The sequence below is a fragment of the Cohnella xylanilytica genome (assembly GCF_014212175.1).
GTDB lineage: Bacteria > Bacillota > Bacilli > Paenibacillales > Paenibacillaceae > Cohnella > Cohnella xylanilytica.
On the sequence record NZ_JACJVR010000055.1, the window covers coordinates 21,377 to 34,772 of the forward strand.

Genomic DNA, 13,396 nt, shown 5'->3' on the forward strand with positions numbered 1-13,396 from the left:
CTGATGCGTTTCGACTCTATTCTACATTATAGTAGACACCCCATTCCGATATCTAATATTTTCTAGAACCGTTCGCAAGAAGAATAGCCGACAAGAGAGAGCCTCCCCCGTCGGCGACAACTTACCTTATCTCGTTAATCCTCCGGAGGCTTCTCGATCTTCAGCCCCTCCACGTGCCGCTTGCCCATCAGCTTGCGCTTCTTGCGGTTCTCCACCGACTCGAACACGATGTCTAGGTCGTAGTCGGCCGGATACAGCCGCTTCGCCTCGATCGCCAGAGTGACTCGCTTGCGGTTGATTTTGATTTTCTCGCCGCGGATCTGCACGGTCAGATTGCCTCGCTCGTCGGGGAGCCGATAGACGACGCCTCTCGTCCCCAGACTCGGAATCCAGACGGCGTCGCCGACGCTCAACTCCGGCTCCGTCTCGGATGCGGCGTCTTCGGAGAAGGAGCCGGGGGCGGCGGCGGAATTCGCGGCGGGAGCGGGAGCGGGCGCCGGCGCAGCTCGTTCCGGTTTGGCAACCTTCCTTGGCCCGCCGTCGCCGGCTTTCGTCTCCCCGCCCTCCGCGGGCGCCGCCGCGATCGGGGCCGACGGCCGACCGCTCCGCAGCCCCTCCGCGATAGCCCGGGCCCTCTCGACGATCCCCTCGGCGATGCCCAGCTTGCGGGCGATGACGAAGGCGTAGCTGTTGCCGGCCTCGCCCATGTCCAGCCGGTACAGCGGACGGAGCGTCTCCTCGTCGAACGCCATCCGGGCGTTGCGATAGCCCGGCGTCACTCTCGCGTACTCCTTGATCTCGTTGAAGTGGGTCGTCGCCAGCACGACCGCTCCCCGACGGTGCAGCTCCTCCAGCACGGCGATGGACAGGCCGATCCCTTCGCCCGGATCCGTCCCCGTCGCCAGCTCGTCGAGCAGCACGAGCGTTCTCCGGTCGGCCTCCGCCAAGATGTCGATGACATTCTTCAGATGGGAGGAGAACGTGCTCAGCGACCGGTCGAGGCTCTGATCGTCCCCGATGTCGGCTTCCACCGCCCGGAATACCGACAGCTTGCTCCCTTCCTCCGCCGGCACGAGCAAGCCGGACTGGGCCATCAAGGTCAATAAGCCGACCGTCTTGATCGTCGCCGTCTTGCCGCCCGTGTTCGGCCCGGTAATCAGCAGCGTCCGGTATCCGTCTCCCACCGTGACGTTAAGCGGCACCGCCTTCCCGGCGAGGAACGGATGCCGGGCGCCGCGAAGCTCGATGACGCCCTCTTCGTTCAGCTCGACGGGGCGGCCGTCGATCGCGAGCGCCCACTTCGCCTTGGCGAACAGCAGGTCGTAATGGCCGACCGTCTCGATGTTGACGGACAGCTCCTGCGAGCGGTTCTCCGCCTCCTCGGTCAGGCGGGCGAGAATCTGCAGCTCCTCGCGGTTCTCCTCGGCGCGCAGCGCGGACAGCTCCATCTGCAGGCCGACCGCTTCCGCCGGCTCGACGAACACCGTCTGTCCGCTCGCGGATTCGTCCAGCACCGCCCCGGGGATCCGCTTGCGCAGCTCCTTCTTGACCGGCAGCACGTACCGGCCGTTCCTCTGGCTGACGAGCCTCTCCTGCAGGCAGTCCGCGTGCTTCGCCATGAGCCCCTCCAGCCGCTTGTGCAGCTTCTCCTCGGCGGCGCGGATCCGCTTGCGGATCTTGCCGAGCTCCGGGCTCGCTCCGTCCAGAATCATCCCCCGGTCGACGCTGTTCTCGATCTCTCTCAAGAGATCGGTCAGATCGTACATCGACGCCGAATACCCCGCCACCGACGCGGCTTCGTACGCCTTGCCGTCCATGAACTTCCGCAGTTGCTCGCAGCTGCGGACGAAGCGGGCGACGTGTCCGAGCTGCTGCTCGGACAGAATGTACCCCGTGCCCAGCAGCTGCATCGTCTCCTCCATTCCTTCCAGCGACGGAAGCGGAGGCTGGGAGCCTCGGGCGATAAGCCGCCTCGCCTCCTCCGTCTCGCGCAGACGCGCCTCGATGACGCTCCGATCGGTCATCGGCCGCAGCCGTTCGGCCAGCTTCTTGCCCGGGTAAGTGGTCGCGTAAGAGAGCAGCGTGTCGATCGCGCGACGGTATTCCAGCTTGGCCAGCGATGGTTCTCTCATGGGTTGGATCTCCTCCGTTTAACTTCTGGATTTGCGGTATAAACGTAAAAAGCCGCGGCATCGCCAAAATCGGCGAAGCGCGCGGCTGTCGGGCAACCGTCCGAAGGGCGCAAGAAACCCACTCCCCCCTAAGGGAGGAAATGGACGCAAAAAAGCCGCGCCTGAATAGCGCGGCTTCGTCCCCTGAACGGATGCCTCTCGGCATGGGCGAACTTGACCGGTTCTTCACTGGCAATTAGTCGCCGTTCGGACGCATAAGGAAACAAACCGAACGAATTCGGCCTTCTCCGCTTGCGTACCTAACGACTTATCCAATTGATCAGTTCAGAACCAAGACCAACATAAAAAGTTGCCCCTTTAATCATAATCGATACCATTGTATGCCATCCCGGCCGGTTCCGTCAACCCGAACGGGCGAAGGCGTCATCGGGCAAGCGTCCGCCCTCCGATCGCCCGCCCGCTTCCGACCTGCTACGATTCTTCCTGGAGCTTCTTCTCGAGCCGGGCGGGCTCCGCCAGGCGGATCATCCGCCGCTCGATCCGGATAAGCCCCTCGTCCTGCAGCTCCTGAATGATCTTGGACACGGTCTCGCGAACCGCGCCGACCATATCGGCGAGCTGCTGGTGGGTAATGCGCAGGGGCAGCTGCGATTCCCGGCCCGAGGCCGAGCCCGGCTGCTGCGCCTGCAGGCTGAGAAGCCGCTTGATGATGCGTGCCCGGACGCTGAGGAAGGTCATGTCGTAAATTTGCTGGTTGGCGTTGTTCAGACGCTCCATCGTGTTGAGGAGCAAGTGCCGGAGGAAGCCGCGGTCCCGGTCGAACAGCAGCAGAAAGGCGCTTTTCCGAAGGGAATACAGCTTGGTCGGCGCCAGCGTCTCCGCAGTCGCGGACCGGCCCGGCTCGGGGTTGATCAAGGCCATCTCCCCGAAGTAGTCCCCTTCGCGAAGCACGCTGAGGACGACCTTCTTCGTCCGGTTCAGCGTGAAGAGGCTGACGGCGCCGGAGGCGATGAAGAACACTTCCTCCCCCTTGTTGCCCTCGAGGAAGATCAGGCTGCCCTTCCGGTAGTTCTTCTCCGAGATATGAGGAAGAACGGCCTCCACCAGAGACGGGTCCATCTCTTGAAAAAAAGGAAAAGCAGAGCGAAGCTTCGCCGCGGTGATGGTCATAGGATCGGGTCAGCCCCTCGCTCTCCTTCCGGAGTTGAATCAATCGGCATGGATTACCTCTTCGATCATAAAAGTCGTATGCTTCATCAGGTCGAAGCTTGTCCCGGACGGCTGCAGCTGGACGACCGGGCGGCACGAATGGCCTCGATTCAGCTCGACGACGGTACCGAGCAGCCCGCCCGTCAGCCGGACCTTCGTCCCGACGGGATAGGGCTGGAACGCCTTCAGGAAGGCCCGAACGACTCCGTAACCGAAGGCGGTATCGGTCTTCGACATGACGAAGTCGATGCCTTCGCCCGGAAGCCGGAACTTCAGGCCGCCGTTCATGAAGTAGTCGAACTCGCTGCAGAGGCCGACGATCTGGGCCGCTTCGGACACCTGCGGGCCGCGGAGCGCGTACGGGAAGCCCGTCCCGTCCACCTGCTCGTGATGCTGAACGACCATCTTCAGCGATTCGGACGGGAAGTCCGGCAGCTTGCGCAGCAGATCGTGGCCGATGAGCGGATGCTGGAAGAAGAAGGTTCCGTCATGGGGAAGCACGAGGCCGATGTCGTGAAGAAGGCTGCCCAGCGCCACTTCGTGGATCTGCTTCTCTTTGTAGCCGAGCGCCTTGGCCGTCAGCATGGACAGGAAGCAGACGTTCAGGCTGTGCGCGATCAGCTCGGAATGGTCTTCATCCCGTCCGGGATCGCGCTCCAGGTCGCTCAGCCGGATCGTGATCTCCTTCTCTTCCGCGATAGAATAAGAGACGTGGTCGGCCCAGTCCATCAGCGGCTCGAGAGGCAGGCTCCCGTTCTGCCGCACCGACCGGAACACCCGCCCCAGAAGATCCTTCGTCAGCAAGCGCAAATTGCTTATAAGGTCGAAGCCGCTCGCGGCGGCGCGCTTCTCGTTCAGTTGGACGAACAGGTATTGATGTCCCCGCTTCTTGATTCCTTCGATCAACCGGCTGGTCAACGGAACGCCTTGGCGCAGCATCAACCTTCCGCCTTCATCATACAACCCACGGCCGAGCAAGTCACCCTCTTCGAGCTCGTCAACGGAAACTAATCGCATGGATTCCACTCCAATCCTTGATCATGGCCCTATTTTGTCTGAGAAAATATTACCATAAGCAAGGTATCGTTTCTGTAACCAATGTTACAAAAAAAGCGATTTCCCGGGTCTTTCGGCACTTTTCCCGATGCTCTCTGTCATTCGGTCGTCTTACTAAACAGGTTGACGATGAAATGGATACCGCCTTTAGACGCATTTTGCAAAATTTCCGCCGTCTTGCCCGCGAGCCGGTCGATGACCGGCGTGTGGTCGAGCCGGGGAATCGGGTCGTCTTCCGTCTCCCCGACCGAGATGCCCGGCGGCTCGCTGCCGAATCTTCCCTCTTCGGCCGAAGGAGCCTCGGCCGTCGCGGCATCCGGCCGCGTCCCCGCTTCCGGATGCGTCCCCGCGCCGGCCGGCGTCTCCATCGGGCCGTACACGTCGCCGATCCCGCTGGACGCCAGCTCCATGCCGAAGAGAATGGCGAATACGATCGCTCCCCCGACCAGAATCAATCGGAACAGATCCTTGCCCATGTCCGCACCTCCTTACTTCGCTTCGCTCTTGGCGCCTTCCGCGGCGCCGTTCGCCTTGACGGCCCCTTGCCCTTCCCGGATAATCCCGGCGACCGCCTTGGCCAGCGCGTCCGCCGTCCGGTAGCATTCCGCCAGCGTGTTGTCCACCCCGCCGATCTCGATCAGCACGCTGTCGTCCGCCACCGACTGGTTGTACTCCCCGTTGCCGGTCGCCGCCGTCTTGCCCCAGATGCCCCGGGACAGCCCGGGATATTCCTTCTCCAGCACCTGATGGATCGAATTGGCGAACGCCTCGTTCTTCTCCCAGTCCGGATTGCGGTGTCCGATGATGAAGTACACCTGGGCGTAGGAGACGCCGTCAATCGTCGCCGTCGTCTTCTTCCGGTGCTGGGAATCCCGGTGGATGTCGAAGAAGAACTTCAGGTCCTTGTGGCTCTTCATCGCTTCCTTGATCGTCTGCAGCGAATACTTGTACGAATAATTCCAATTGTAGCCCTTGACCGTCTTCGCGTAATCCTTGTCGGAGTGAACCGCCCCCACGCCGAGACGCTCCAGCTGCTCCGCCATTCTCTTGCCGACGAGCGTCACGTTCACCTTGTCCGAATTCGGATCCTTCGTGCCGGCCTTCAGCTCCGGGAACCACGATTCGCGGTTGTGCGAATGATAGATGAACACGACGTCGCGTCCGTCCGCCGGCGGCGGAGGCGTCTCCTCCGCCGGCGGCTCGGAAGAAGACGGCGGCGGTTCGGAGGCGGGATCGTCTCCGGGATCGGCTTCTTCGCCCGCACCGTCGGAAGCTTGCGGGGACGGCTCCGCGCCGGGCTCCTCCTCCCCGTCCGAACCCTCGTCGACGGATTCGGGCCCCCGGTCCTCCGGAGCCTCGGCATCGCCGCCGGATCCGGGACGAAGCAGCACGGCGCTGTCCCTGCCGACGCTCGGCATGCCGAGCTCCAGCAGGCTCTTCGGATCGTCCGGGTTCAGGTCGGTCAGGAAGCGGACGAGGAACGCCGCCATGCGCTCGGCCGAGAACGGCGACTTCTCTACTTGCTTCTCCATATGAGGCAATTCCATACCTAATAGGGAAGCGAAAAAAGTGCCGGATACCGAGGCCGCGAACCCTCTCATCGATTGAACGGGCGACGACGCGAGCGAGTTCTGGAGCATGCCGCCCAGACCGAGCAGCAGAAAGACGAGCATCGAGCACAGGCTCAGTGCCAGATAGGCTTTGCCGGTCGCGAGCAGGCGCTTGATGCCTATACGGCTGCGCTTGCCCGCGCGCAGGACGACGATCCGCTTCATGTTCTTCCTCCCATAGAAACCCTGCCGCCGGGGAAGTGTCTCTCTTTTTTTCGTTGATAGTCATATGTATGAGAGGATCGGGAATGATAGAACCGGCCCGTTCGATTTAGAGGTTGATAGAGAGGAAGAGCGCTCGCGGACAAGCGAAAAAGCCTCCCGGCGCGCCGGGAGGCCTTGGTCTTGCCAACGGTATCGAATATTAGTAGCCGAGCGCCTTCTTCGCTTCCGCCCACTTCTTGTTCATCTCGTCGAACGCCTTCTGCAGGTCCTTCGACGTGATCAGCTCCTGGTCGATGGAACCGACGCCGATCGCGAGCTCGGCCTTGTTCATGATCTCGTTATACTTCGGATCGACCGCTTCGCTCTCGATGTAAGTCGGGTTGAAGGAGTTGAACTCCGCCAGCTGCGGGCTCTCCGGCTTCTCGGACTTCAGGATCGGCATCATGCCGGAATCGGCTTGGTAACCGGACTCCTTGACGAAGAAGTCGACGAACGCCGTCGCCAGCTCTTTGTTCTGGCTGGTCTTGCTGACGCCCATGTAGTAGTCGCCGCCGAGCGGAGCGTTATACTTGCCGCTGTTGTCGTACGGAAGCGGGAAGAATCCGATGTCTTCGGACTTGGCGCCTGCGGTGACGAGCTGCGGGATGACCCAGTTGCCGAGGAAGTACATGCCGGCTTTGCCCGAAGCGACTTCGCCCTTGGACATCTCCCAGTTGTTGGTGGCCAGGTCCTTCTCGACCCATCCCTTCTCGACGAACGTGCGGGCGATCTGGATCAGCTTGCCCCAAGGCCCGTCGACGGTGAACGGAGCGTCGGAGGTCAGCAGCGTGTCGGTCCACTTGGCGTTGCCCGCTACGTAGCCGTAGGAGTTCTCGCCCCAGTTGGTGACCGGCCATTGAGCGCCGTAGTTCATGTACAGCGGAATGATGCCGGCGTCCTTCAGCTTCTGGGCGGCCGCGTACAGCTCGTCCAGCGTCGTCGGGATCTTGTCGATGCCCGCTTGCTTGAACGCCTGCTTGTTGTAGACGATCCCTTGCGTGTTAACGCCCGTCGTGATGCCGTAGCGCTTGCCTTCGTAAGCCATATAGTCCGGGAAATACACGTCGTCGAACATCGAATCCGGGAGCGGCTCGTAGTACTTGGACAGCTCGCTGGTCGGGATGCCGGAGTCGATCAGGTTGACGTCGCCCGCTTCGCCCGTCGTCAGGCGAACCTTGATGTCGCTGGCGTAGTTGGTCAGCCCTTCGAACTCGATCTCGGCCTTCGGATATTTCTCTTTGAACTTGGCCGCGTAACGGTCCATCGTGCCGTCGTTGACCATGTCGGTCCGGGTCGTCAGGACTTTGATCTTGCCGCCCAGTTCCGAGGGGCTTTCGGCGGAGCCGGAAGCCGAAGCCGTCGGGGAAGCGGAGCCCGAAGCGGAAGGAGACGCCCCGTTATCGTTGTTTTTGCTTCCGCAGGCCGCCAGCGCGGACGACAGAAGAAGGAGGGAGACGATGGTCAAAGCGCTTTTTTTCATGTCGGTAATACCCCCATAAATGGTTTTTTCGAGCTTTGCCTGGCCGATTCGTTGGATCGGTGACATCGCTTACATGGCTTACAGTTCCCCATTATAAACTTTTTATTTTCGGAGAACAGGTAATCGTTTTGTTTTTATTGTCGTGCTTTATGATAACAAATAAATATTTTTAGTTTACAACCCCTCGAACAGGTCCTAAAAAAGACGCGTCCGAGGGGTTGCGATGGTTAGGTTATGCGGTTGTTAGCGGCTGGGCCGCCGAAGGTTAGCCGCGCTTCAGGAAGGCGTATTCGGGACGCTGCATCAGCTCCAGGTTGCGGGCGATCAGCTCGGAGCGCTGCTCCACGCAAGCCCGGGAACGAAGCGGATCCGAAGGCGTGCCGGTCACGTAATCGACCAGCCGGTCGATCGTCGTGGAGGCGACGTGGCAGCGGGTATCCGAAGACGCGTAGTAAATGTACACTTCGCCGTTGTCGCGGGCGATGACGCCGTTGCAGAAGATGACGTTCGAGACGTCGCCCACGCGTTCGATTCCTTCCGGAGCGATCAGGTGGCCGCCCGGCGAATAGATCACTTTGTTAGGCTCGTTCAGGTCGGTCATGAAGGCGTACACGACGTAGCGCAACCCGGCCGCGGTGTTGCGGACGCCGTGCGCGATGTGCAGCCAGCCCTTGTCCGTCTTGATCGGCGCGGGGCCTTGGCCGTTCTTGACTTCCTTGATCGTGTGGTACACCTTCTCGTCGACGATCGTCTCCTCTTCGATGACGGCCGGATTCATGCTCTCCGACAAGCCCCAGCCGATGCCGCCGCCCGCTCCGGTATCGATGAAGCCGTCCTGCGGACGGGTATAGAACGCGTACTTGCCGTTCACGAATTCCGGATGGAGAACGACGTTGCGCTGCTGCGGGGACGGGGTCTTCAGATCCGGCAGGCGCTCCCACGTCTTCAGGTCCTTCGTGCGGACGATGCCGCCTTGGGCGACGGCGCTCGACGTGTCGCCCATCGGCGCGGAAGGATCCTTGCGTTCCGAGCAGAACAGGCCGTAGATGTAGCCGTCCTCGTGCTTCACGAGGCGCATGTCGTACACGTTGATGTCCGGGTCTTCGGTCTCCGGCAGAAGCACCGGGTAATCCCAGAAGCGGAAGCCTTCCGTCGGCGAGTCGCTCTCCGCGACGGCGAAGAACGACTTGCGGTCGGCGCCTTCGACGCGGACCATCAGGTAAAACTTGCCGTCCAGCTCGATCGCGCCGGGGTTGAACGCCGCGTTGACGCCGATCCTCTCGAGCAGGAGCGGGTTCGTCTCCGGGTTCAGGTCGTACCGCCAGTACAGAGGAGCGTGCTCGTTCGTCACGACCGGATGCTCGTGGCGGAAGTAGATTCCGTTGCCCGGCTTGACGGGCGGGTTCGGACGGTTAATCAATCGCTCCTGGGCGTCGGCGAGCTGCTTCAATTGTTCCAACCATGCGCTCATATTATGCTTCCCTCTTCTCTATTAGATTCAATCTCTCCAGCGCTTCGAAGATGGCTCGGCTATTATGGTACGGGCACTTCCAGGCGCCTACCTTCGGCTGGTTCGCGGAGCGGACCGGTTCGCCTGCGCGGGTCACTTGCCAATGCCATTCGCCGCCTTCGCGGTCGCTGACGTACTTCGAGATGAAGCTCCAGCTTCCTTGGGCGGCCTCGAGGTACCGGGAATCCCCGGACAGCTGGTACGCGTTCAGGAAGCCGACCATCGCTTCCGCCTGCGGCCACCAGTCCTTCGAATCGTCCAGATGATGGCCGTCGAATTCGTTGAACAGGCCGCCGTCGGCATCGACGCCTTGGGCGAGCGTCGCCTCCGCCATGCGCAGGGCCGCTTCTTTGACCTTCGGGAGGAGATCCTCGTCGCCAAGCACCTCGGCCGCTTCCCAGAGCAGCCAGCTGCCCTCGATGTCGTGGCCGTACGAGACGTGGTCGGACTTCGAGTTCCACTCGTCGTCGAAGAACAGAAGGAAGTGGTTCGTGGAGGAATCGATGATTTTGTCCAGATGGACCTCGATCAGTTCCTTCAGCTTCGCCCGCAGCCCTTCCGGCTTCCAGACCCGGTACAGGTTCGTGTACGCCTCGAGAACGTGAAGATGCGTGTTCATCGATTTGCGTTCGTTCAGGTCCTTGCCGCTCAGCGACAGATCCGGGGTCTCCGTCCAATCGCGCGCTAGCGCTTCGACGTAGCCGAGATGAACCGGGTCGTACGCGTGCTTCTCGAGCAAGCGGTAGAGGTCGCCCGCCCACGCCAGCGCTTCGGCGTCGCCGGTGGCGCGGACGAGCTCGGAGAGGGCGTAGATGACGAACGCCTGGCCGTACACCTGCTTCTTGTCCTGGGCCGGTTGTCCGGAGACGTCGATCATCCAGTACAGGCCGCCGTTGACCGGGTCCCGGAACTTCTCGTTCAGCGCCTCGTAAGCGCGTCTCGCCATCTTCAAATACGCTTCGTCCTTGTACAGGCGGTAAGCGGAAGCGAACGTCCACAGAATGCGGGCGTGAAGCACCAGCCCTTTGTCCGCATCGTAGCGAACTTCGCCGTCGTGCGAGATCTCCCCGACGAAGCCGAAGCGCTTCTCGTCGACGGTGTTCTTGATCCAGTAGCCCAGGATGTTGTCCTTGAGCTCGGCGGTCAGCTCTTCGCGCCATTGTTCGTATGGAAGGCTCATGAAGCTCCGCTCCTTTCTCTTCTCTATGAAGTTAGGGAATCAGCAGATGCTGCTTGTAGTGGGAGCGGACCGTCTCGGCCGCTTGCTTGGCGTACATGCAGTAATCGTCGTTGGAAGCCGCCTCCGACGCGTCGTAGAGCTTCGCCGGCCAATCCCAGAGCATGAAGCCCCGCATCCATTCCCGGCGCGAGCAAGCCGCGAACATATCCTCGTAATACGCCTTCTGGGCTTCTTCCGACGGCCCGCCCGGCAGCGACCAGTCGTTCGGGCGGCGGGGAGAGCCTTCTCGGCTCGGGCAGCCGGCTTCCATGAAGAAGAACGGCTTGTTCCACTTCCGGACCACGCCTTCGATCCGGTCGAGCTCGCCTTCCCACTCGCCGATCGGGTAGTAGCCGCTGGACGAGATGATGTCGACGGCGTCCCACCAGCCGACGTAGCCTTCCTGGTATTTATCGCAGTTGTAGGTGACGAGTCCGGAATAGATCGGGCGCACTTCGGCGATCAAGCGGCGCCATTCGGCTTCGCGCTTGTCCGTCTGAACCATCTCGCAGCCGACGCAGAACATCTCGCAGCCTTCTTCCTGCGCGATCGCGGCGTAGTGCTTGATGAATTCGCCGTAGGAAGCGAACCATTCCCGCCAGCTCGGCTCTCCCGGCACTTCGTGGTCGAAGAAGCCGATGTGGGCGCGCCAAGTGCCGTTCGCGCAGTTGACGACCGGCTTCAGGCACACCTTGAGCCCGAGCGACTTCGCCTTGCGGATCGCCCAGCGGACTTCGTCGTCGGTGACGGTCGGTTGCTCGCGGAAGCGAATGGTCGTCGATTGCGGATGCTCCTGCAGGGCGGCCAGCGCGATCGCGACCCAGTTGACGCCCAGCTTGGCCATCTCCTCCATGGAGAAGTCGGCGGCTTCGCCGCTCCAGGTGCCGCGCACGCCGGTCCAGCCCCAGGTCATGCCGCACACTTTCTCGTTCCAGCTGTTCACGTGCTCACTCCTTCTTGGTCCTCTGCCATTTTGTAAACTTGAATTGCGATGTTGTTATTATTTTGTTTCCGATTAATAATAACGAATGCTCATTTGCATTTTAACATTCAAGGCTAAGAAGTCAATAATAGAGGGCAAACATTCCGATAGAGTGCCACAAATAATAAAGGAGTACAAGACGCGAAAAGATAAGCGGGCATTTTGTATGGGCGCCTAACCCTCGCGTCTGCGCGCGCCGCTGCCTTTTCAACATATAAATCGGACCGGAACGGAGGCCGGAACGTTAGGAACGGACGGGGCTAACCAATCCAACAAACGCTATTTCGTTGAAAGTGAGTCTAACGAATCGAATCGAAGCGAAGCCATTTATTCAATAACTCCGCCATCCTCAAAAATCTCGAGAAATACGGATGGCCCTTTCGCTAACGGAACTGTCCTATTCGACTTTGATTTGGACCCGTCTGCCCCGAGAAGGCGCTTTGGCTTGAATGTGTACGAAAAATCATACAAATCCCTCTCGAAAATGACACCTTACTTGAAGGTTGGATGAAAAATCATACAAATTCTTCTTCGATAGGGCACCTTGCTCGAATGGTGGATGAAAACTCGTACAAAAGCTCATCTGCATGGATGATTTCGATGATGCTATTCGAAAAATCACACAAGTTTATCCGCCTGCCTGCCTCCCTGCGGCGGAACCTATGCCAAGATAGGAACCCAATCAGGGATCACGAATCCTGTATGTAAATCAGTTAATGGTAGAAAAAAAAATCGGCCGTCATAAGACGGACCGATCGTTAATATCAATCGCTGCGAATATATGGCGAACCTCGCAAATACGCGAATGCGGGAGACGCTTAACGCGCTTACTCTCGAGCCGGACCCGTCGATTCGCGGACGACGAAGTCCCCGGACAGCAGAATCCGTTCCTTCGGGCCGTCGGCGTGGGCGATCCGCCACAGCAGCGTCTCCACCGCCCGCTGGCCCAGCGCTTCCTTGTTGACGTGCACCGTGCTGAGCGTCGGCTTGGACATCGCGGCGTCCTCGATGTTGTCGAAGCCGGTGACCGACACTTGCCCGGGAATATCGATCCCCATCTTCATGAGCACGGTCATGACGCAGATCGCGATCGAATCGTTCGCGCAGACGAACGCGGTCGGAAGCCCCTGCTCGCGCTGAAGATCGTGAAGGATGACGTCCAGCGCCTCGGTCATCTCCGAGCGGTTCTCCCCCTCGAACGACAGCAGGCGCGGGTCCTGCCCGAGCGGAATGTCCTGCTCCTCCAGAATCGAGCGGTAGCCGAGCCACCGGTCCGTGAAGCTTCTCGAGTAGCGGATGTTGCCGACGAACTGAAGCTTCCGGTGACCGTTGCCGATGAGGTAGTTGGTCACGCGCCGCACGCACTCGTAATTGTTCATGAACAGCGAGTCCGACGGGATGAGCGGATCCTCGTGATCGACCATGACGAACGGGATGCCCAGGTTGCGGATCTCGAGCAGCAGCTGGTTGGAGATCAAGCCGACTCCGATCAAGCCGAGAACCCCGTCCGGATTGATGAGCTTGGCGAAGTTGTCGGTGATATGCTCGGTGACGATCATGATGCCGATCCGGTGCTCCTCGAGCCCGTTCGTGATGCCGTCGATAATGCGTCCCCAATAGAAGGAATGGCGGTTCTGATACCGCACGTTCGGGATCAAGACGATGATCGTGTCCCCCTGCGACTTCTCGCTCGGGCCCGAACTCGCCTTAGAACCGGTCGTCTTCGTCTTCTTCTGCACGAAGTAGCCGAGCTGGGTCGCGGCTCCGATGATCTTCTCCCGGGTCTCGGCGCTGACGCCGGACTTGCCGGCCAGCGCCTTGGACACGGCGAACTTGGACACCCCGACGTGGTCGGCGATTTGCTGCATCGTTACTTTCTTGGACATAAAAGACCGGCCCTTCCTTCGCGTATAGAATGATGCCGATAACAAAGTTACCTGTTATCATAACACACTCGATACGTTAGGGAAATAGCCGGTCCGTTTTTTAGCCTA

Annotated in this window: 10 protein-coding genes; all 10 read right to left on the bottom strand. The window is 60.4% G+C overall.

The window, feature by feature from the left end; all coding sequences use genetic code 11:
* Nucleotides 1-134 precede the first annotated feature (134 nt).
* The 10 genes from H7B90_RS14360 to H7B90_RS14405 all read right to left on the bottom strand — a co-directional run bounded on the left by H7B90_RS14360 (nt 135) and on the right by H7B90_RS14405 (nt 13,288).
* Nucleotides 135-2,132, bottom strand: coding sequence for an endonuclease MutS2 (locus H7B90_RS14360; protein WP_185136578.1), 1,998 nt, complete (start codon nt 2,130-2,132; stop codon nt 135-137).
* Nucleotides 2,133-2,603: 471 nt separating this feature from the next.
* On the bottom strand, nt 2,604-3,302 hold the full coding sequence (locus H7B90_RS14365) for a Crp/Fnr family transcriptional regulator (protein WP_185136579.1): 699 nt from the start codon (nt 3,300-3,302) through the stop codon (nt 2,604-2,606).
* Nucleotides 3,303-3,341: 39 nt separating this feature from the next.
* Nucleotides 3,342-4,358: an HD-GYP domain-containing protein gene (locus H7B90_RS14370; protein ID WP_185136580.1), complete on the bottom strand. Its 1,017-nt coding sequence runs from the start codon at nt 4,356-4,358 to the stop codon at nt 3,342-3,344.
* Between the two features lie 137 nt (nt 4,359-4,495).
* A complete protein-coding gene (locus H7B90_RS14375) occupies nt 4,496-4,873 on the bottom strand; it encodes a hypothetical protein (RefSeq protein WP_185136581.1) in 378 nt (125 codons plus the stop codon).
* A gap of 12 nt (nt 4,874-4,885) precedes the next feature.
* Nucleotides 4,886-6,172 carry a stage II sporulation protein P gene (locus H7B90_RS14380; protein ID WP_185136582.1) on the bottom strand — a complete coding sequence of 429 codons (1,287 nt, stop codon included), beginning with the start codon at nt 6,170-6,172 and terminating at the stop codon, nt 4,886-4,888.
* Between the two features lie 199 nt (nt 6,173-6,371).
* Nucleotides 6,372-7,691, bottom strand: a complete 1,320-nt coding sequence (locus H7B90_RS14385; protein WP_185136583.1) for an ABC transporter substrate-binding protein — start codon at nt 7,689-7,691, stop codon at nt 6,372-6,374.
* 265 nt (nt 7,692-7,956) lie between these two features.
* A complete protein-coding gene (locus H7B90_RS14390; RefSeq protein WP_185136584.1) occupies nt 7,957-9,162 on the bottom strand; it encodes a glycoside hydrolase family 130 protein in 1,206 nt (401 codons plus the stop codon).
* A gap of 1 nt (nt 9,163) precedes the next feature.
* A complete protein-coding gene (locus H7B90_RS14395) occupies nt 9,164-10,381 on the bottom strand; it encodes an AGE family epimerase/isomerase (protein ID WP_185136585.1) in 1,218 nt (405 codons plus the stop codon).
* A 31-nt stretch (nt 10,382-10,412) separates the two neighbouring features.
* Nucleotides 10,413-11,333 (bottom strand): glycoside hydrolase family 113, encoded by a 921-nt coding sequence (locus tag H7B90_RS14400; RefSeq protein WP_185136601.1) that lies wholly within the window; start codon nt 11,331-11,333, stop codon nt 10,413-10,415.
* A gap of 896 nt (nt 11,334-12,229) precedes the next feature.
* Complete coding sequence (locus tag H7B90_RS14405; RefSeq protein WP_185136586.1) at nt 12,230-13,288, bottom strand: LacI family DNA-binding transcriptional regulator; 1,059 nt, start codon at nt 13,286-13,288, stop codon at nt 12,230-12,232.
* Between the last annotated feature and the right edge of the window lie 108 nt (nt 13,289-13,396).

What these genes read in the sequence shown, in the direction of transcription:
- H7B90_RS14360 (WP_185136578.1), bottom strand. Translation starts at nt 2,132, where the DNA reads ATGAGAGAACCATCGCTGGCCAAGCTGGAATACCGTCGCGCGATCGAC.
- H7B90_RS14365 (WP_185136579.1), bottom strand. Translation starts at nt 3,302, where the DNA reads ATGACCATCACCGCGGCGAAGCTTCGCTCTGCTTTTCCTTTTTTTCAA.
- H7B90_RS14370 (WP_185136580.1), bottom strand. Translation starts at nt 4,358, where the DNA reads ATGCGATTAGTTTCCGTTGACGAGCTCGAAGAGGGTGACTTGCTCGGC.
- H7B90_RS14375 (WP_185136581.1), bottom strand. Translation starts at nt 4,873, where the DNA reads ATGGGCAAGGATCTGTTCCGATTGATTCTGGTCGGGGGAGCGATCGTA.
- H7B90_RS14380 (WP_185136582.1), bottom strand. Translation starts at nt 6,172, where the DNA reads ATGAAGCGGATCGTCGTCCTGCGCGCGGGCAAGCGCAGCCGTATAGGC.
- H7B90_RS14385 (WP_185136583.1), bottom strand. Translation starts at nt 7,691, where the DNA reads ATGAAAAAAAGCGCTTTGACCATCGTCTCCCTCCTTCTTCTGTCGTCC.
- H7B90_RS14390 (WP_185136584.1), bottom strand. Translation starts at nt 9,162, where the DNA reads ATGAGCGCATGGTTGGAACAATTGAAGCAGCTCGCCGACGCCCAGGAG.
- H7B90_RS14395 (WP_185136585.1), bottom strand. Translation starts at nt 10,381, where the DNA reads ATGAGCCTTCCATACGAACAATGGCGCGAAGAGCTGACCGCCGAGCTC.
- H7B90_RS14400 (WP_185136601.1), bottom strand. Translation starts at nt 11,333, where the DNA reads ATGACCTGGGGCTGGACCGGCGTGCGCGGCACCTGGAGCGGCGAAGCC.
- H7B90_RS14405 (WP_185136586.1), bottom strand. Translation starts at nt 13,288, where the DNA reads ATGTCCAAGAAAGTAACGATGCAGCAAATCGCCGACCACGTCGGGGTG.